Origin of the sequence: Amycolatopsis sp. NPDC006125, assembly GCF_040614195.1 — a bacterium.
GTDB classification, from domain to species: domain Bacteria; phylum Actinomycetota; class Actinomycetes; order Mycobacteriales; family Pseudonocardiaceae; genus Amycolatopsis_E; species Amycolatopsis_E tucumanensis.
Genome location: NZ_JBEXTZ010000005.1, coordinates 134,222 through 152,197 on the forward strand (window position 1 = coordinate 134,222; position 17,976 = coordinate 152,197).

General features: G+C 72.8%; 16 protein-coding genes and 1 pseudogene. 12 read left to right on the forward strand and 5 right to left on the reverse strand.

From position 1 onward, the window contains the following. Window positions 1–183: 183 nt before the first annotated feature. Window positions 184–381 (reverse strand): hypothetical protein, encoded by a 198-nt coding sequence (locus tag ABZ193_RS04730; RefSeq protein WP_354708937.1) that lies wholly within the window; start codon window positions 379–381, stop codon window positions 184–186. A 68-nt stretch (window positions 382–449) separates the two neighbouring features. Between ABZ193_RS04730 and ABZ193_RS04735 the strand changes: the two genes are divergently transcribed. After that, complete coding sequence (locus ABZ193_RS04735; RefSeq protein ID WP_237338622.1) at window positions 450–974, forward strand: YbhB/YbcL family Raf kinase inhibitor-like protein; 525 nt, start codon at window positions 450–452, stop codon at window positions 972–974. A 9-nt stretch (window positions 975–983) separates the two neighbouring features. Continuing rightward, the gene (locus tag ABZ193_RS04740; RefSeq protein ID WP_017981498.1) at window positions 984–1,115 is read left to right on the forward strand and encodes a hypothetical protein; all 132 of its coding nucleotides are present in this window, start codon (window positions 984–986) and stop codon (window positions 1,113–1,115) included. A 341-nt stretch (window positions 1,116–1,456) separates the two neighbouring features. Here ABZ193_RS04740 and ABZ193_RS04745 read toward each other — a convergent pair whose 3' ends face one another. Beyond that, window positions 1,457–2,518 carry a LacI family DNA-binding transcriptional regulator gene (locus ABZ193_RS04745; RefSeq protein WP_237338623.1) on the reverse strand — a complete coding sequence of 354 codons (1,062 nt, stop codon included), beginning with the start codon at window positions 2,516–2,518 and terminating at the stop codon, window positions 1,457–1,459. 122 nt (window positions 2,519–2,640) lie between these two features. Between ABZ193_RS04745 and ABZ193_RS04750 the strand changes: the two genes are divergently transcribed. From ABZ193_RS04750 to ABZ193_RS04780, 7 genes are all read left to right on the forward strand, one after another. Then, window positions 2,641–4,686, forward strand: a complete 2,046-nt coding sequence (locus ABZ193_RS04750; RefSeq protein ID WP_354708940.1) for a hydantoinase/oxoprolinase family protein — start codon at window positions 2,641–2,643, stop codon at window positions 4,684–4,686. Continuing rightward, window positions 4,683–6,335, forward strand: a complete 1,653-nt coding sequence (locus ABZ193_RS04755) for a hydantoinase B/oxoprolinase family protein (RefSeq protein ID WP_354708941.1) — start codon at window positions 4,683–4,685, stop codon at window positions 6,333–6,335. The genes ABZ193_RS04750 and ABZ193_RS04755 overlap by 4 nt, the downstream gene beginning before the upstream one ends. Beyond that, on the forward strand, window positions 6,332–7,357 hold the full coding sequence (locus tag ABZ193_RS04760) for a Gfo/Idh/MocA family oxidoreductase (RefSeq protein ID WP_354708942.1): 1,026 nt from the start codon (window positions 6,332–6,334) through the stop codon (window positions 7,355–7,357). The genes ABZ193_RS04755 and ABZ193_RS04760 overlap by 4 nt, the downstream gene beginning before the upstream one ends. Continuing rightward, window positions 7,354–8,445, forward strand: coding sequence for an FAD-binding oxidoreductase (locus ABZ193_RS04765; protein ID WP_354708944.1), 1,092 nt, complete (start codon window positions 7,354–7,356; stop codon window positions 8,443–8,445). The genes ABZ193_RS04760 and ABZ193_RS04765 overlap by 4 nt, the downstream gene beginning before the upstream one ends. Window positions 8,446–8,464: 19 nt before the next feature. Next, on the forward strand, window positions 8,465–9,799 hold the full coding sequence (locus tag ABZ193_RS04770) for an MFS transporter (RefSeq protein ID WP_354708946.1): 1,335 nt from the start codon (window positions 8,465–8,467) through the stop codon (window positions 9,797–9,799). Further along, window positions 9,799–11,379, forward strand: coding sequence for a gamma-glutamyltransferase (locus tag ABZ193_RS04775; RefSeq protein ID WP_354708947.1), 1,581 nt, complete (start codon window positions 9,799–9,801; stop codon window positions 11,377–11,379). The genes ABZ193_RS04770 and ABZ193_RS04775 overlap by 1 nt, the downstream gene beginning before the upstream one ends. Window positions 11,380–11,554: 175 nt before the next feature. Beyond that, the gene (locus ABZ193_RS04780) at window positions 11,555–11,710 is read left to right on the forward strand and encodes a DUF6131 family protein (protein ID WP_020422901.1); all 156 of its coding nucleotides are present in this window, start codon (window positions 11,555–11,557) and stop codon (window positions 11,708–11,710) included. A 69-nt stretch (window positions 11,711–11,779) separates the two neighbouring features. Here the strand turns inward: ABZ193_RS04780 and ABZ193_RS04785 are convergent, their stop codons facing one another. From ABZ193_RS04785 to aztA, 3 genes are all read right to left on the reverse strand, one after another. Then, window positions 11,780–12,112, reverse strand: coding sequence for an STAS domain-containing protein (locus tag ABZ193_RS04785; protein ID WP_354708948.1), 333 nt, complete (start codon window positions 12,110–12,112; stop codon window positions 11,780–11,782). Between the two features lie 63 nt (window positions 12,113–12,175). After that, window positions 12,176–12,979, reverse strand: a complete 804-nt coding sequence (locus tag ABZ193_RS04790; protein ID WP_354708949.1) for a class I SAM-dependent methyltransferase — start codon at window positions 12,977–12,979, stop codon at window positions 12,176–12,178. A 19-nt stretch (window positions 12,980–12,998) separates the two neighbouring features. After that, window positions 12,999–13,694, reverse strand: a complete 696-nt coding sequence (gene aztA, locus ABZ193_RS04795) for a zinc ABC transporter ATP-binding protein AztA (RefSeq protein ID WP_354708950.1) — start codon at window positions 13,692–13,694, stop codon at window positions 12,999–13,001. A 234-nt stretch (window positions 13,695–13,928) separates the two neighbouring features. Between aztA and aztB the strand changes: the two are divergent. The 3 genes and pseudogenes from aztB to aztD form a co-directional block, all read left to right on the forward strand. Continuing rightward, window positions 13,929–14,744, forward strand: a pseudogene (gene aztB, locus ABZ193_RS04800) (zinc ABC transporter permease AztB); the annotation flags it as partial. Between the two features lie 1,076 nt (window positions 14,745–15,820). Continuing rightward, a complete protein-coding gene (aztC, locus tag ABZ193_RS04805) occupies window positions 15,821–16,711 on the forward strand; it encodes a zinc ABC transporter substrate-binding protein AztC (protein ID WP_354708951.1) in 891 nt (296 codons plus the stop codon). 37 nt (window positions 16,712–16,748) lie between these two features. Further along, a complete protein-coding gene (gene aztD, locus ABZ193_RS04810) occupies window positions 16,749–17,852 on the forward strand; it encodes a zinc metallochaperone AztD (protein WP_354708958.1) in 1,104 nt (367 codons plus the stop codon). Window positions 17,853–17,976 lie beyond the last annotated feature (124 nt).

The following is a 17,976-nucleotide window of genomic DNA, read 5'->3' on the forward strand; positions in this document are numbered from 1 at the left end:
CGGCCCGGTTTCCGCTTCCGGAGCGGCAGTTTCCTGAGCGGCGGGCGGCGGGGTGAGCCGGCTCAGCCGCGCGGAGCATGCCCTTGCGGGTGGCACGCGCGACCAGTGGGTGGCCCCCCGGGGTTCTGCCTCCTGGGCTGCGGGGGGAGCACGTGCGTTCTTCGTGCCTTGCCCCGGCCGGCGCTAGCCGCGTTCGGTGTCCCGGGGGTATTCGGCCTGCCCGACGGTGCCGGTCGTGTCGGCCTCCTCGGTGCTGCGCGACACGGCGGTCTTGCCCGGCTGCGGCGGCTCGAACGGTTCGCCGGTGCTCTCGGCGATCGACGTGCGGCTGTCCGCGTTCTCCTCGGTGTCGTCCTGGGCCTGGTGTCGTTCGGGGTTCATGCCGCGGTGGGTACCCGCCGGGCCAGTGGGTATGTCGGCTGGTGCGACCGATCTCCCGAGGAGGCACCATGCCGGACCCAGAGCGCGCGGCCGGTCCGGCCGGCGACCGCGGCACGAGCCGGGGCGACCCGGGCCTCGGCGAGCCGCCGCGACCGCTCGCCGGCGGGCTCGAGCTGCGCACCAGTTCCTTCAGCGACAACACGTTGATCCCCGAGCAGTACTCCTACGAGGGCGGCAACGAGCGGCCGTCGCTGGAGTGGCTGCGCATTCCCGACGGCGCCGCGGAACTCGTGCTGCTGTGCGAGGACCCGGACGCGCCCGCCGGGACGTTCACCCACTGGGTGGTCACCGGCATCGCGCCGACGTCGACCGGCCTGGACTCCGGTGTGGAGGGCCGCAACGACTTCGGGGAGCGCGGCTGGGGCGGCCCGCGCCCGCCGGTGGGGGACGAGCCGCACCGGTACTTCTTCCGGCTGTACGCGGTGGACCGCAAGCTTGGCCTCGGCGAGGACGCCACCGGCCAGGACGTGCGCGCCGCCATCGAGGGGCACGTGCTCAGCACCGGCACCATCATGGGCCGCTTCGGACGTTAGGAGACCACGATGACCGACCCCCGCCGCGAAGACCTGGACGAGGAAGCCCGCCCCGCCACCGAACAGGACGAGGGCCTCGGTGAGGAGGACAACTCCCTGCCGGAGGACCGCACCCCGAGCGGCCCCGGCGAGGAGGCCTGACTCACCCACCCACCGTTCCCGGCGCGCCACTGGTCGGGCAACGCTCCGGTCGCGGACCCCCGGGCTCCGCGATCGGAGCGTTGCCCGCGCTGCCAAGCCCCGAGAAACCCGCGCGACTACTGCGGCACGGTCGAGCCGCGCGCGTCCAGTTTTGCCGGGAGGTGTGCGCGATCCGCGGCGAGGCGGCGGAGCGGGGTGGCGAAAGGCCACTGCGGCACGGTCGACCCGCGCGCGACCAGCTTGGCCGGGAGCTGGATGGGCTGGGGGCTGCCGGACGTGACCGGGCGGGAGGCGTGCACAGCCCCGCAACCGCGGCGGATCCCACCCGCGGCGGCGAAAGGCTACTGCGGCACCGTCGACCCGCGCGCGACCAGCTTCGCCCGGAGCTGGATGTGCTGCGGCCGCCGGGACGCGGTGCCGTCCGTGATGCGGTCCAGCAGTTGCCGTCCGGCGCGGGCGCCCAGGTCGTACGTCGGCTGCTCCACGATCGTCAGTTCGGGCCGCACCAGCGTCGTCCACGGCTCGTCGTCGAAGCCGATCAGCGACAGCTGCGTCGGCATCCGCAGGCCGCGGTCCTGCGCCGCCCGGTAGGCGCCCGACGCGAGCACGTTGTCGGTGCACAACACGGCCGTCGGCGGCTCCGGCAGGTCCAGCAGCCGGTTCATCGCGTCATACGCCGACTCGCGGTCGTACCGCGCCGAAGCCACCAGCCCGGCGTCCACCGGCAACCCCGCCGCCTCCAGCGCGCTGACATACCCCCGCAGCCGCACCGCGCTCGGGAACAGCCCGCGCCGCCGGTTGCCCGTGCGCACCCGCGCCAGCTGGTCCCCGGCCTCCGTGATCACCCCGATCCGCCGGTGCCCCAGCTCCGTCAGGTGCCCGACGGCCTCCGCCGCCGCGTGGTCGTTGTCCACGGTGATGCTGTCGGCCTCCGGCACCCCGCTGACCTGCCGGTCGATCAGCACGACCGGCACCCCGGCGTCCATCGCCCGCCGCAGGTGCGCCCCCTCGCCCGGCCGCGCCGCCGCGACGATCACGCCGTCCACCCGTTTCTCCGACATCACGCTGACCGCCCGCTGCTCGGCTTCCAGCACACCGCCGGTGTTGGCCAGCAGCACCTCGAACCCGGCAGGCGACGTCACGTCGGTGATCCCGCGCAACGCGGTGGCGAAGAACGGGTTCGCCACGTCCGTCACCACGACGCCGATCGTCTGCGTGCTGCCGGTGACCATGCTGCGCGCCAGCCCGTTCGGCCGGTACCCCAGCTCGGCCGCCGCGGCCAGCACCCGCTCCCGGGTCCGCTCGCTGACCTGCCCGTACCCGCCGAGCGCGCGCCCCGCGGTCGCCGTGGACACCCCGGCCGCGCGGGCCACGTCGATCAGCGAGGCTCCGTGCGTGGTCACCTGCGCGCCTCCCCCGGTAACGAGCCGTCAGCGAATCAAGTCTTGACTGAGACTACTACCGACTGAGAAGGTTCTCACCCAACAGGTACTGAGAAGGTTCTCACTCAAGCGAGGCCCAGCACATGACACTTCGGATCGGCGTCGACACCGGTGGCACGTTCACCGACGTCTGCGCCCTCGACGAGCAGACCGGGCGCCTCTACGTGCGCAAGGTGTCCAGCACCCCGGACGACCCCGGCCGGGCGATCGTGACGGGCGTGTCCCAGCTGCTCGACGAGATCGGCGGACGCGACCTCGGCGACGTCGGCTACTTCGCCCACGGCACCACGGTCGGCACCAACGCGCTGCTCACCGAGCGCGGCGCGCGCACCGGCCTGCTCACCACCGCCGGCTTCCGCGACCTGCTGGAACTGGGGCGCGGCCGTCGTCCGTCGCTCTACGACCTGCAGGCCGACAAGCCGGCCGCCCTGGTGCCGCGCGACCTGCGGCTCGAGGTGGACGAGCGGGTCCGCCACGACGGCCGGGTGGAGCGCCCCCTCGACGAGGAGCAGGTCCGCGCGCTCGCCCGCGAGCTGCGTGAGCAGAACGTGGAAGCGGTCGCCGTCTGCTTCCTCTACAGCTTCGTCGACCCCGGCCACGAGCGGACCGCCGAGCGCATCCTCGCCGAGGAACTGCCCGGCGTGCACGTCTCGGTGTCCTCGGCGGTGCTGCCGGAGTTCCGCGAGTACGAGCGTCTGTCCACAGTGGTCGTCAACGCCTACCTCGGCCCGGTGGTCGCCCGCTACCTCGCGAAACTGCGCACCCGGCTGGGCGAGCTCGGCCTGCGCGCCACCCCGCACGTCACGCAGTCCAACGGCGGCATCATCCCGTTCGAGACCGCCGAGCGGATGCCCTCCCGCATGGTCCTCTCCGGACCCAGCACCGGCGTGGTCGGCGCGGCCGAGATCGCCCGCGCGGCAGGCTACCCGGACATCATCACCTTCGACGTGGGCGGCACCTCCTCCGACGTCTCGCTCGTCCAGGATGGCGTGCCCAAGTCCTCCAGCGGCACCGAGATCGACGGCAGGCCGGTGCGCGCGCCGATGCTGGACATCCACACCGTCGGCGCCGGTGGCGGCTCGATCGCGTGGATCGACGCGGGCGGCGCGCTCAAGGTCGGCCCGGGCAGCGCGGGCGCCGATCCGGGCCCGGCGTGTTACGGCCGCGGCACCGAGCCGACCGTCACCGACGCCAACGTGGTGCTGCGGGTCCTCAACCCGGAGTACCTGCTGGACGGGCAGATGAAGATCGACGCCGGGGCGGCCCGCGCAGCGGTGTCCACAGTGGCCGGTCCACTGGGGATGGACGTGCTCGACGCGGCGCAGGGCATCGTGCGCGTCATCACCGCCAACATGGCCCGCGCCATCCGCGTCATCTCCGTGCAGCGTGGTTACGACCCGCGCGACTACGTCCTGGTGCCCTTCGGCGGCGCCGGCCCGCTGCACGCGGTGCGCCTGGCCCGCGAGCTGGGCATGCGCACCGTGCTGGTGCCGGAGACACCGGGCGCGCAGTGCGCCGCGGGCCTGCTGATGACCGACATCCGCGCCGACTTCCTGCGCACCCGCATCTCGCCGCCCGACGAAACCACCGTCGCCGGCGTGTTCGCCGAACTGGAGGCCGAAGCGACGGCCTGGCTGGCGGAGGAGAACGTCCCCGCCGAGCGCCGCCGCGTCGAGCGGTTCGCCGAAATGCGGTACGCGGGCCAGAACCACGAGCTGCCGGTGCCCGTCCCGGAGGGAGTGATCACCGCGGACACCGTCGCGCAGCTGACCAAGCGGTTCGCCGCCGAGCACGAGCGGATGTACGGCTACTCCTCGGCCGAGGACGCGGTCCAGGTGGTCACCTTCCGCCTGCGGGCGATCGGCGAGGTGTCCCGCGCCGAGCTGCACCGCGCCCCGCTCGGCGACGCCGACGCGAGCGTCGCGATCCGCGCCACCCGTGAGGTCTACCTGCCCGAGAGCGGCGGGTTCACCGAATGCCCGGTGTACGACCGCAGGCTCCTCGAACCCGGCCACCGCATCGACGGCCCCGCGGTCGTCGAGCAGATGGACACCACCACGCTGCTGCTCCCCGGCGACGTCGCCGTCGTCGACGAGCTGCGCAACCTCGTCGTGACGGTGGGCCGATGACCCACACGGAAGGGAAGACCATGCAGGACCCCGTGCTGGTCGAGGTGATCGGCTCCGCGCTGTCGTCCATCGTGGAGGAGATGGGCGAGACGCTGGTGCGCGCGGCCTACTCGACCAACATCAAGGAACGCCGCGACTGCACCGCGTCGCTGTTCGACGCCGCGGGCCGGATGCTCGCACAGGACGAGGGCGGCTCGCCGCTGCACCTGGGCTCGCTGATGGGCATCGTCGACGAGATCACCCGCCGCTACCCGGCCGGGACGATCGAGGAGGGCGACACGTTCATCGGCAACGACCCGTTCACCGGCGGCGGTTCGCACCTGCCGGACATCGTGCTGGTGTCGCCGGTGTTCCTGGACGGCGAGATCACCGCGTGGGTGGCGAACCTGGCCCACCACGCCGACTTCGGCGACCGCGGCCACGCGCACATCTTCCAGGAGGGCCTGCGCATCCCGCCGGTGCGGCTGATGCGCCGGGGCGAGCTGCAGAACGACCTGTTCGAGCTGATCCTGCTCAACTGCCAGGTGCCGCACGAGCGCCGCGCGGACCTGCGCGCCCAGATCGCCGCGAACCGGCTCGCCGTCACCCGCTACACCGAGCTGGCCGCGCGGTACGGCCGCGACACGCTGGTGGCGGCGGCCGCGGCGCTGCTCGACTACACCGAGCGCCGCACCCGCGCGGCCATCGCGAGGGTTCCCGACGGCACCTACACCTTCGCGGACCGCTTCGACTGCCCCGAGCTGGACGACGAACTCGACCTCGGTGTCACCGTCACCGTGCACGGCGACGAGGTCACGTTCGACTTCACCGCGCCGCCGCAGGTCCGGGCCAGCGTCAACGTCGTGTGGACCGCGCTGTACGCGGCGGTCTACTACTCGCTCAAGACGCTGGTGGACCCGGACATCATCCCGAACGCCGGCCTGCACCGGCCGGTCACGATCAACGCCCCGCGTGGATCGGTGCTCAACTGCGCCGAACCCGCCGCCGTCAACGGCCGCAGCGAGACCTGCCAGCGCGTGGTCGACCTGATCCACGGTGCGCTCGCCGATGCGGTGCCGGAGACCGTGACCGCCGCGAGCAACGGCGCCAACACCGGCGTGCACTTCTCCGGGGTGGACAGCCGCACCGGCCGCTACTTCGTCTACCTGGAGACGATCGGCGGCGGGTGCGGCGCGCGGCTGGGCAAGGACGGCATGGACGGCGTGCAGGTGCACATGACCAACACCAGCAACCTGCCGGTGGAGGCTCTGGAGACCGAGTACCCGCTGGTGGTCGAGGAGTACGCCCTGATCGACGACTCCGGCGGCGACGGCCGCACCCGCGGCGGCATGGGCATCCGGCGCACGGTCCGCGTCGAGGAGTCCGACGTGCACTTCTGGCTGGACACCTCGCGGCAGCGCTCGCAGCCGTGGGGCCTGTTCGGCGGCGGGCCGGGCGCGAGCGCCGGGGTCGAGCTCTCCGAAGGGGCGCAACCGGTCGAGCACGGCTACACCCGCCTGCAGCCCGGCGACCGCGTGTCGATCCGGACCGCCGGGGCGGGCGGCTACGGGCCGCCGTCCGAGCGTGACCCGGACCAGGTGCGCCGGGACGTCGCCGAAGGCCGGATCTCCGCCGAGCGCGCCCGCACCGTGTACGGGGTGGAGTCGTGATCCGCACCGCCGTGATCGGCTTCGGGGTGTCCGGGCGGATCTTCCACGCCCCGTTCCTGGCCGCCGACGAGAACTACTCGCTCGACTACATCGTCACCGGAAACCCGGAGCGCGCAGCACAAGCCCGCGCCGAGTATCCACACGCGACGGTCCTGGCGACCCCCGGCGAGCTGTTCGCGCACGAGCTCGACCTGGTCGTGATCGGCACCCCGCCCGCGACACACGCCGGCCTCGCCGCGGAGGCGCTCGGCCACGGCCTGCACGTGGTGGTGGACAAGCCGTTCGCGGTGACCAGCGAGCAGGGCGAGGCGCTGATCGAGCAGGCCGACCTCGCCGGCCGCGTGCTCACGGTGTTCCAGAACCGCCGCTGGGACGGCGACTTCCGGACCCTGCGGCGCCTGATCGACGACGGTGAGCTGGGCCGGGTGCACACCTTCGAGTCCCGGTTCGAGTGGTGGAAGCCGCAGGGGCCACGCGACTGGAAGGCGCACGCGGGCGCGGCCGAGGGCGGCGGCATCCTGTACGACCTCGGCACCCACCTGATCGACCAGGCGATCCAGTTGTTCGGCCCGGTCGCGCACGTGCACGCCGACGTCCTCCGCCGCGGCGCGGGCGACGGCGACGACGACACGTTCCTGGTGCTGGCCCACGAAAACGGCACCCGGTCCCGGCTGTTCATGACCGGCCTCGCCGCGCTGCCCGGCCCGCGGTTCCACGTCCTCGGCGACCGGGCCGGCTACACGAAACACGGCCTGGACCCGCAGGAGGACGCGCTGAAGAACGGCGCCCGGCCCGGCGACGACGGGTTCGGGCACGAGCCGCGGGACAACTGGGGCACGCTCGGCGTCCGCGGCGACACCCGCCGGGTCGAGCCGGAACCCGGGGACTACGGCGAGTTCTACCGGCTGCTCGCCACCGCGATCGCCACCGGCGGCGAACCACCGGTCGATCCGCGCGACGCGGTGGACGTCCTTCGCATCATCGAACGGGCACACGCCCAGAAGGGGGATCTTTCCCGATGACCGCAGGCAAGCACGTCGTCGTGGTGGGCGGGGGCGTTCTCGGCGTCTCCACGGCCACGCACCTGCAGCGCGACGGCGTGGCGGTGACGCTGGTGACCGAGGGCGAGCTGGCCGACGGCGCCTCCGGCCGGTCGCTGTCCTGGCTCAACTCCGCCGGGACCCGCTCGGCGGCCTACCACGCGCTGCGGATGGCCGGGATCGACCGCTACCGCACGCTCTTCGCGCAGGACCCCGCCCGCGAGTGGCTCCGCTTCGACGGCGGGCTGCACTGGAGCCTCGATGAGGACGCGATGCGGGACCGGCACCGCGCCGAGGTCGCGCACGGCTACGACTCCAAGCTGGTGTCGAGCCACCCGGGCCTCGACCCGGCCGCGTTCCCCGAGGTGGCCGTGCACAACCCGGGCGAGGGCTGGGTGTCCCTGCCGCACCTGATCGAGCACCTGGCCGCGGAGTTCACCGCGCTCGGTGGCGAGATCGTCACCGGCGCGGGCCGGGCGAGCGTCACGACCGCCGGGGGAGTGGCCACCGGGGTGACCACCGCGGGGGGACAGCGGTTCGAGGGCGACGCCGTCGTGGTGGCCTGCGGCGCCGCCACCCCGGCCGTCGTCGCGGAGCTGGGCGTGACCATCCCGGACGCGTCCCCGCTGTCGATGCTCGTGCTCACCGAACCCGCCGACGCCGGCGTCAAGTCCGTGCTGAACACCCCGCGCGTCGCGCTGCGGCCCAACCCGGGCGGCACGTTCGCCCTGGACCACCACTGGTACGAGGACCGGATCACCGAGGCGGCCGACGGCACGTGCTCGATCGACGAGTCGGTGGTCAAGGAACTCGCCGCCGAGGCCTCCGCGCTCCTGGACGGCGGGGTCACGCTGACCGCCGCGTCCTGGAAGCTCGGACGCAAGCCCATCCCCGGCGACGGCGAGCCGGTGTTCGGCGAGCTGTCCGCCGTGCCGCGGTGCCACGTCGCCTTCACCCACTCCGGCGCCACACTCGGCCTGATCGCCGGAGAGCTGCTGGCAGGCGAGATCCGCACCGGCGAGCCCCACCCGATGCTGGAGCCCTTCCGGCCGGACCGCTTCCGGCCCTGAACCCCCGCAAGGAGATCCGTTGACCGACCACGACACGCGGGCGTCCGCGCCCGCCTCGACGGACCTGCGCTCGCGGCGCAAGGTGATCATGTCCGCGATGCTCGGCAACGTCGTCGAGTACTACGACTTCGGCCTCTACGGCACGCTGGCCGTGATCATCTCCCGCCAGTTCTTCCCGGAGGGCAACGCGACCGCCGCGCTGCTGTCGACCTACGCGGGCGTGGTGCTGTCCTACGCGCTGCGGCCGCTGGCGGCGATCGTGCTGGGACCGCTGGCCGACATCAAGGGCCGCCGGTTCGTGCTGCTGCTGACGATCGCGGTGATGAGCGTCGGCACCGCGGGCATCGGGCTGCTGCCGACCTACGCGGCGATCGGGATCGCGGCGCCGATGATCCTGTTGTTCTGCCGGGTCCTGCAGGGCATCGGGGCGAGCGTGGAGTACACCACGGCCGCCAACTTCATCTTCGAGCACGAGCGCGGCAACCGGCGCAACTACCTCGCCGGGCTGTCCGTGGCGTCCACTTCGGTCGGTCCGCTGCTCGCCACCCTGGTGTCCTACCTGGTGATCTCGGTGATGCCGGCGCAGGCGTTCAACGACTGGGGCTGGCGCATCCCGTTCCTGCTGTCGATCCCGATGGCGCTGGTCGGCATCTACATCCGCCGTCACGTCGAGGAAACCCCGCAGTTCAAGGAAATGGCGGAGCTGGCCGAGCAGAACAAGGTCAAGCAGACGCCGTTCCGCACCGCCGTGCGCGAGCACTGGGGCGCGATGCTGCGGGCGATCGGCCTCGGCGCCGGGCAGCGGGTCGGCTCGTTCGTCATCCAGGCCTACTTCGTCACCGCGATGGTGAAGGCCGGGTTCGCCGAGAACAACGCGTTGCTCGCCTCCCTGCTGACGTACGCGATCGGCCCGATCCCGGCGATCTGGGGCGGCAAGCTCGCCGACAAGCACGGCGCGCGGATCCCGCTCGTGGTCGGCTACGGCCTGTTCGTCGTGCTGACCGTGCCGACGTTCCTCGCCATCGGGTCCGGCTCGCTGTGGCTGGCGGTGGTCGCGGTGGTCGCGTTCACCTTCATCAACAACTTCGTCGGCGCGCCGCTGACGACGGCCTACGTGATGAGTTTCCCGGCCGAGGTGCGGGCCAGCGCGTCGGCGCTGAACTACAACATCGGCACCACCGCGCTGGGCTCGACGGCGGGCCTGATCGCGGTGTGGCTGTTCGACCTCACCGGCACCAACGCCGCGTTCGGCTGGTACATGACGGCGATCTGCGCCGTCTCGATCCTGGTCGCCCTGTTCGCGATGCCCGCCGCGGTCGACGAGCAGCGCCGCAAGTCGCTGGCGGAGGCCTGATGGACGCCCGCACCGCGGACGAACTGGCCCGTTCGGCCGCCTACGGCCCGAAAGAGCCGGTCGAGGCCGAGCGCGGCATGGTGGTCACCTCGCACCCGCTCGCGGTGCGGGCCGGGATCGACGTGCTCCGCGACGGCGGCACGGCCGCCGACGCGGCGCTCGCGGCGGCGGCCACCCAGCTGGTGGTCGAACCACACATGACGGCGCTGACCGGCGGCCTGGAGATGCTGCACTGGGACGGCGCGAGTGGCGAGGCGAGCTACCTCAACGGCAACGTCGCCGCCCCGCTCGCGCCGCTGCCCGGGTTCACCGGGGCCGACCTGACCACCGGCCGGGGCGTCCCCGTCCCCGGCTGGTGGCCTGCCTTCCGCGCCGCGCATGACCGGTTCGGCAGGCTGTCCCGGGATCGGCTGATGCGGGACGCCGTCCAGCTCGCGCGGGACGGGTTCGCGGTCAACCCCTACCTGTTCGGCGAGATGTACGCGCACCGCGCCGAACTCGGGTGTCACGAGCAGGCGCGGGAGGCGTTCCTGCCGGGCGGCACCCTGATCGCGCCCGGCGGCACCTTGCGTCAGGACCGGGTCGCGCGCACGCTGGAACGGCTGCGGGACGAGGACCTGGACTACTACCTGGGCGATTTCGCGCGGGCCTTCGCCGCCGAGTGCGCCCGCGGCGGCGGGGTCATCACGACCGAGGACTTCGCCGCGTACGAGGCGCAGTGGTCCGAGCCGCTGCGTGGCACCTACCGGGACGTGGAGGTCGTGGCGTCCGCGCCGCCGGACGACGGCGGGTGCCAGCTCATCGAGGCGCTCAACATGCTGGAGCTGGTGGACCTGCGCGGCCCCGCGCACTCTTGCGTGGACACGCTGGACCTGCTGGTCGCCGTGCACAACGAGGTGTACTACGCGCCACCGCGCACGGCCGCCGCCGACGTGGAAACGCTGCTGTCCAAGGACTTCGCGGCCCGGCGGATGGACCGGCTCGGCGCGCTGCCGCCGTCCGTGCCGACGCCGGTGCCCGGGACGATCCACGTCACCGTGGTGGACGAGCAGCGCAACATCGCCTCGGTCACGCACTCCCACATGGCCTCGCCGTGGGTGAACGGGCTGTTCGCGGAGGGGTTCCAGCTCTCCGGCGGCGGGTCGTTCTTCCAGCGCGGCATGCCGTGGCCGGGGGAGCGGGCCACCGTCTACCTGGCGCCCAACCTGGTGCTGCGGGACGGCGTGCCGGTCATCGCGTCCGGGTCGCCGTCGGTGTCGCTGGTGGCGTGCGTGCTGCAGAACCTGGTGAACCTCCTGGACTTCGGGATGTCCATCGAGGAGTCGGTGGCGGCGCCGCGCTTCGGGGTGCGGCCGCACGAGCCGGCCGCCGGGTGGTTGCCGGGCGTGACGCTGGAGCACGGGTTCGCGCCCGGCGTGGACCGCGAGTTCCGGCGCCGCTGCGCCGAACGCGGGCTGTGGCTGCGTGATCTCGGGCCGTGGCATTCGCTGACCGGCAACTTCGAGGGCGTCACGCTGGACGGCGGGTCGCTGCGGTCCTGTGCGGACCCCCGCCGCAACGGCGGAGCGGAAGGGTACTGACCGGTTCGCAAACGCTCTTGGTCTACGTGGCGCAACGGTGTGGTCGCGACGCAGCAACTTCGCCTCGTACCGGGGCGTACCGGGTTTGCGCGATCACCCGTCCGGGTATCGCTGGCCGGTCCCCATCGGAGCAGGACCGGCGGCGCGGCCCGTCCTGCAGGCAGAAAGAGTTGCCATGATCGTTCTTGGCGTCATCCTGCTCATCGTCGGTCTGCTGACCGGCATCAACATCATCTGGACGATCGGGATCGTGCTCCTGGTCGTGGGTGCGGCACTGGCGATCCTCGGTGGCACCGGCCGGAAGGTCGGCGGCAGGGCACACTGGTACTGATCCGGACCACACTTCGAGTGCCGGCCCTCTTCGGGGGGCCGGCACTGTCCTGTCACCGGCACAGTCCTGTCAGGCGAGCAGGTGGTCCAGTCCCGCGGCGGCGAGCACCACCCTGGAGGCGTGGCTGGCCGGTCCGACTTGGACCGGGATCCGCGCCGCGGTCTGGGCCAGCTCGGCGGCGCCGGACACCGACAGGAAGTCCACAGCGGACAGGTCGACCTCGATGAGCCGGGGCGAGAGCCGCCCGGCCGCGGCCAGCGCCTCGGCCAGCGACGGGACCGTCAGCAGGTCCACCTCCCCGGAGACGTGCACGCGCACGACCTCGTCGTCCACGACCGCCGTCCGGATCTCCACCTCGGCCCGGTCCGCCACGCCACCCACCTCCGCGGACAGTGTGAACACAGTTCAACACTCCTGGGACGGGTCTCGGCCCGGATTCACCGGATGGGATGACGGCGATGGGGTTTAGGGCCGGCGTCCGACACCGATCAGCGTGCCCGCGTCGAGTGTGTCGAGCCCGGCTTCGCGCAGCCCGTCGAAGAAGCGGGCGCGGACCCGGTCGAGCGCGTCGGGGGGCAGGCCGGTGACGAAGCCGCGCATCGCCGAGCCGAGGTAGAACGTCCAGGCGTCCTCCGGGTGCAGCGGCTGCACGTAGGCAACCTCCCGCACCTCGACGTCCCGCAGGCCGATCGACGACAGCCAGCCGGCGAGCTTGTCCGCCGTGTCGACGCGGGCGCTGTGGTTGGGCCGCGGCGGCGCGTCCGCCAGTTCCGGGTGGTCCGGCAGCGCGGCGGCGCGTCCGATCGGGACGATGCGGGACATGCCGTCGGCCCGCCAGGTGCTCACCGCGAACCGGCCGCCGGGCTTGAGCAGCCCGGCGAGGCGGCGGCTGCCCGCGTCCATGTCCGGGAAGAAGAACACGCCGAACGAGCTCTGCACGACGTCGTAGCCGTCGTGCGGCCAGGCGAGGATGTCGGCGGCCGTGAAGCGCAGGTTGCTCAGCCCGTGGGCGGCCGCCTCCCGGCGCCCCTCGTCGAGCAGCCCTTCGGCGACGTCGATCGCGTCGACCACGCCGTCGGGTCCGACCGCGCGGGCGGCCGGAATGGCGGAGGCGCCGGCGCCGCAGCAGGCGTCGAGCACGCGGTCGCCCGGCCGTGGCCGCGCCAGCGCGGTGAGGATCTCGCCGAGCGGCCGCCACAGGCGGCCTGACCAGGCGGCGAACTCCGATCTGGCCGCGGTGAAGACCCCGGCTGCTGCCTCGGGATTCATGGCTGCTCCTTCCTGGTCGTCAGTGCCACGCGTCGAGCAGATTGTCCTGGCTGAGGACGGTTTCCGAGGGCCCTTCGGCGAGAACCCGCCCCTGTCGCAGGAGCACGCAGTGGTCGGCGGCTCGGGCCTCGGTGAGGTCGTGCGTGGCATGCACGACCGTGACACCGCTGTCGGCGACCTCGCGCAGTGTCCGGGAAATCGTCTCCCGGGCAGGCACGTCGAGCGCCGCGGTGGGTTCGTCGAGCAGGAGAAGGTCCGTCTCCTGCGCGAGCGCCTGAGCGACCAGGGCGCGCTGCCGCTGCCCGCCGGAGAGCGCGGACAGCCGGCGACCGGCGATTTGATCCAGGCCGAGCCTCGTCAGGCACCGCTCCGCGACCGCCCGGTCATGCCGCGACAGCCGCCGCCAGGGGTGGCCGGCCCAGCGCCCCATCTCGACGGTCTCCCACACGGTGACCGGCAGCAGCGCGGGCACCGCGTCGTGCTGCACCACGAGCGCCGCGCGCCCGGCGGGCCGCTCGACACTGCCCGCGGCGGGCCGGACGATCCCGGCCAGCACGCTCAGTGCGGTCGACTTGCCGGAGCCGTTGGCGCCCACCAGGGCGGTGACGGCGCCGGCGGGGAAGACCGCGGAGACCTCGTGCAGGACGACTTGTCGTGCGTATCCGGCCGACACGTTGTTGAGTGCCGCGCCTGTTCGGATGGCGCTTTGGGTCATGGGTTCTCCCCGGACGACGTTCCGGTGGGTGCTGCGCGCCTGGACAACACTCCATTGAGTGCCACGCCCGTCCGGCTGGTGTTCCGTGTCATTGGCCCTCCCTGCGACGGCACTCCGGTGAGTGGCGCGCCCCGGACCCACACTCGTCGAGCGCAACGCTCGTCCGGATCGTGCTCCGCGTCATAGCTCCTCCCCTTTGTAACGATAATCGTTTTCACTATAGGGTGACCCACTGTGGAGTGGTTGATCGCCCCGTTCGAGGTGTCCTTCGTGCAACGGGCTTGGTGGGGAGGGGTCCTGGTGTCGGGCGTGTGCGCGCTCGCCGGGACGTGGATGGTGTTGCGGGGCCTGGCTTTCCTCGGTGACGCGATGTCGCACGGCATGCTGCCGGGGGTCGCGCTCGCGGCCCTGTTCGGCGGCAGCCCGGTGCTCGGCGCGGCTCTCAGCGCCGGCGCGATGGCGGCCGGGGTCACCGCGCTCGGCCGGTCGCGCCGGATATCCCAGGACACGAGCATCGGGTTGCTCTTCGTGGGCATGCTGGCCCTGGGCGTGATCATCGTGTCCAGGTCGCAGTCGTTCGCGGTGGACCTCACCGGGTTCCTGTTCGGCGACGTCCTCGCGGTCCGCGACCGGGATCTGCTGTTCCTGGCGGTCGCGCTCGCCGTCGCCGGGGTCGTGGCGCTGCTCGGGCACCGCTCGTTCGTCGCGCTGACCTTCGACGAGCGCACCGCGCACACCCTCGGTCTCCGGCCGCGCCGGGCGCACGCCGCGCTGCTCGGCCTGGTCACGCTCGCGATCGTGGCGTCCTTCCACGTCGTCGGCACGCTGCTGGTGTTCGGCCTGCTCGTCGCGCCTCCCGCGGCCGCCCTGTACTGGGCGCGGCGCGTCCCAGCCGTGATGTTGATCGCCGCGTTGCTCGGCGCCTTCGCGACGACGGCCGGGCTGCTGATCTCGTGGCACTGGGGCACCGCCGCCGGCGCGACGATCGCCGCGGTGGCCGTGGCGCTGTTCGGGTTGTCGGCCCTCGCCGCGCGCCTGCGGGACCGCGTGCCGCGCAAGGCGCTCGCCCTGCTCGCCACACTTCCGCTCGCGGCCTGCGCCCCGGAACCGCCGCCCGCCGAACCGCCGCACGGCTACATCGAGGGCGCCGAGGAAACCGCCGAGGCGCAACCCCGGTTGGTGCTCACCGACCGGGCGAGCGCCGTACGCGTGCTGGACCTGATCACCGAGTCGATGACCGAGCTGCCGCCGGCGCCGGGCGTCGAGCGCATCGCCACCGACGGGCGCTTCGCCTACCTGTCCGCGGGAAGCACCGTGCACGTCGTGGACAGCGGGTCCTGGATGGTCGACCACGGCGACCACGTGCACTACTACCGCACCGCCCCCACCGCGGCGGGCACGCGGCCCGGCGGCCCGGTTGTGGCCGCGCACGCCGACAGCACGGTCACCGCGCTGGTGGCCGAGGGGCGCACCGCGTTGGACGGCCGGGAAGCCGCGGGGGTGGCGGTCCCGCTGGAGGAGCGGCTGGTGGTCGCCGACGGCGCCGTCGAGGTCCGCGGCCGCGACGGGGTCACCGAACGCGTGCTGGAGCCGGTCTGCGCCGATCCGCGCGGGTCCGCGGTCACGCGGCGCGGTGTGGTGATCGGCTGCGCGGACGGTGCCGTGCTCGTGTCCGAAAAGGACTTCGCCGCGGTCCACATCCCTTATCCCGCCGGCGGTCCGCGGGCGGTGGAGTTCACCCACCGTCCCGGCAGCGCCACGCTCACCGCCCGCGCGGGCGACCGGGGTGTCTGGGTGCTCGACGTGACCGAGAAGACCTGGCGGTTGCTGGATACCGGGCCGGTGGTGGCCGTCAACGCGGTCGGCTCCGGCGGAGCCGTGCTCACGCTGACCGCCGACGGCGTGCTGCACGCGCTGGACCCGGAAACCGGTGCGGAGACCGCGCGCCGTCCGTTGATCAGCGGTCCGGTCGATCCGGGCGCTGCGATCCACCTGGACACCAGCCGGGCGTACGTGAACGACGTCGCCGCGCGGGTCGTGCACGAGATCGACTACGCCGACAACCTGCGGATCGCCCGCACCCTGCCCACCGGCATCGCGCCGGCGCTGTTCGTGGAGACCGGGCGATGAGGCGGCTGGCGGCCGCGCTGGCGGCGTTGCTGCTCGTGGCGGGCTGTTCCGGCGCCGGTGACCGGGCCGGGGTGGTCGTGACGACGAACATCCTCGGCGACGTCACCCGCGCGATCGCCGGAGACCAGGCCGAGGTGACCGTGCTGATGCGGCCCGGCGCGGACCCGCACTCGTTCGCGTTGTCCGCGCAGGAGGCCGCGTTGCTGGAGGACGCCGGCCTGGTCGTCCACAACGGACTGGGCCTGGAGGAGGGCGTGGCGCGCAACGTGGACGCGGCCGTCCGGGCTGGTGTGCCGACGCTGGCCGCGGGCGAGGCCGCCGACCCCATTCCGTACGCCGGGGGCGAGCCGGACCCGCACTTCTGGACCGATCCGCGGCGGATGCGCGCGGTGGTGCTGGCGATCGCGGACGAGGTGGCCGGGGTGCCTGGGGCCGACACGGCGGTCGTGCGCGCCAACGCGGACGCGTACGTGCGTGAGCTGGACGCGCTCGACGCGTGGATGGCCGAGCGCTTCGCCACGATCCCGGCCGAGCGGCGCAAGCTGGTCACCAACCACCACGTCTTCGGTTATCTCGCCCAGCGTTACGGCTTCGAGGTCGTGGGCGCGGTCGTGCCCAGCGGCACCACGCTCGCCTCGCCGAGCCCGTCCGACCTCGCCGAGCTGGCCGCGGCGATCCGCGCCGCCGGGGTGCCCGCGATCTTCGCGGACTCCTCGCAGCCCGACCGTCTCGCGCGGGTGCTGGCCGACCAGGCCGGGGTGCGCGTGCGGGTCGTCCCGCTGCACTCCGAGTCGCTCACCGTGCCCGGCGGGGGAGCGGCGACCTACCTGGAGCTGATGCGGTCCAACACCGACGCGATCGTCTCCGCCCTTGCCGGTTCCCACTGAGAAAGGTTGTTCCGTGAAGAGAGTTGCACTGTCCATTGTGGCTGGCCTGGTGCTGGCCGGGTGCGGCACGAGCCCGTCCGCCGCGCCGGAGGTCACCGACCCGGTCGTGGTCACCTACGACGGCGGGATCCTGGTGCTCGACGGCGACACGCTCGAGCAGAAGGCGGACCTGCCGCTGGCCGGTTTCAACCGGCTCAACCCGGCCGGCGACGACCGGCACGTGATGGTGTCCACCGCGGAGGGCTTCCAGGCGCTCGACGCGGTGTCGGCGGAGCTGACGGACGTGAAGTTCCCCGGCGCGAAGCCCGGTCACGTCGTCCGGCACGCCGGGCGGACCGTGTTGTTCTCCGACGGCACCGGGGAGGTCACGGCGTTCGACCCGGCCGGGTTGTCCGGCGGGCAGCCGGCGACCGAGGTGTACCGGTCCGCCGAGCCGCACCACGGGGTCGCGATCGAACTGTCCGACGGGCGGCTCGTGGTGACGCTGGGTAACGAGGAGGAGCGGCGCGGCATCGCGGTCCTCGACGACGCGCGGAAGGAGCTCACGCGCAGTGAGGAGTGCCCCGGCGTGCACGGCGAGGCGACCGCGGCCGGCGAGGCGGTGGTGATCGGCTGCGAGAACGGGGTGCTCGTCTACCGCGACGGCGTGATCCGGAAGGTGACCAGCCCGACGGAGTACGGCCGGATCGGCAACCAGGCCGGTTCGGACGCGTCGCCGATCGTGCTGGGCGACTACAAGCAGGACGAGGACGCGGAGCTGGAGCGGCCGCGGCAGGTCTCGCTGATCGACACGGTCGCGGGGACGCTGAGGCTGGTCGACATCGGCACGAGCTACACGTTCCGCTCGCTGGCGCGCGGGCCGCAGGGTGAGGCGCTGGTGCTCGGCACCGACGGCGGGATCCGCGTGATCGACCCGGTGAGCGCGCAGATCGTGCGGACGATCCCGGTGACGGGGCCGTGGGAGGAGCCGCTGGAGTGGCAACAGCCCCGCCCGGCGATCTTCACCCGCGGCGCCGACGTGTACGTGACCGACCCGGCGACGCGGCAGGTGCACCTGATCGACCTGGCGACGGGGGAGAAGCGCCGGAGCGTGACGCTGCCCCACGAGCCGAACGAGCTCAGCGGGGTGGCAGGGCACTGAGGGCCGGGGCGGTCACCGGTCGGTGGCCGCCCCGGCAGCGGCGATCTGTCACATGTGAATACCACACGTCTGTACTCAACTCAAAAACAATTGCATTTTGTTTTGGGGGTTTTGGTTGTTATTT

Bases quoted from the DNA above. Each gene is read 5' to 3' on its own strand.
- ABZ193_RS04755 (WP_354708941.1), top strand. From the start codon at position 4,683: ATGACCCACACGGAAGGGAAGACCATGCAGGACCCCGTGCTGGTCGAG.
- aztC (WP_354708951.1), top strand. From the start codon at position 15,821: ATGAGGCGGCTGGCGGCCGCGCTGGCGGCGTTGCTGCTCGTGGCGGGC.
- ABZ193_RS04735 (WP_237338622.1), top strand. From the start codon at position 450: ATGCCGGACCCAGAGCGCGCGGCCGGTCCGGCCGGCGACCGCGGCACG.
- ABZ193_RS04740 (WP_017981498.1), top strand. From the start codon at position 984: ATGACCGACCCCCGCCGCGAAGACCTGGACGAGGAAGCCCGCCCCGCC.
- ABZ193_RS04750 (WP_354708940.1), top strand. From the start codon at position 2,641: ATGACACTTCGGATCGGCGTCGACACCGGTGGCACGTTCACCGACGTC.
- ABZ193_RS04765 (WP_354708944.1), top strand. From the start codon at position 7,354: ATGACCGCAGGCAAGCACGTCGTCGTGGTGGGCGGGGGCGTTCTCGGC.
- aztA (WP_354708950.1), bottom strand. From the start codon at position 13,694: ATGACCCAAAGCGCCATCCGAACAGGCGCGGCACTCAACAACGTGTCG.
- ABZ193_RS04730 (WP_354708937.1), bottom strand. From the start codon at position 381: ATGAACCCCGAACGACACCAGGCCCAGGACGACACCGAGGAGAACGCG.
- ABZ193_RS04775 (WP_354708947.1), top strand. From the start codon at position 9,799: ATGGACGCCCGCACCGCGGACGAACTGGCCCGTTCGGCCGCCTACGGC.
- ABZ193_RS04790 (WP_354708949.1), bottom strand. From the start codon at position 12,979: ATGAATCCCGAGGCAGCAGCCGGGGTCTTCACCGCGGCCAGATCGGAG.
- ABZ193_RS04780 (WP_020422901.1), top strand. From the start codon at position 11,555: ATGATCGTTCTTGGCGTCATCCTGCTCATCGTCGGTCTGCTGACCGGC.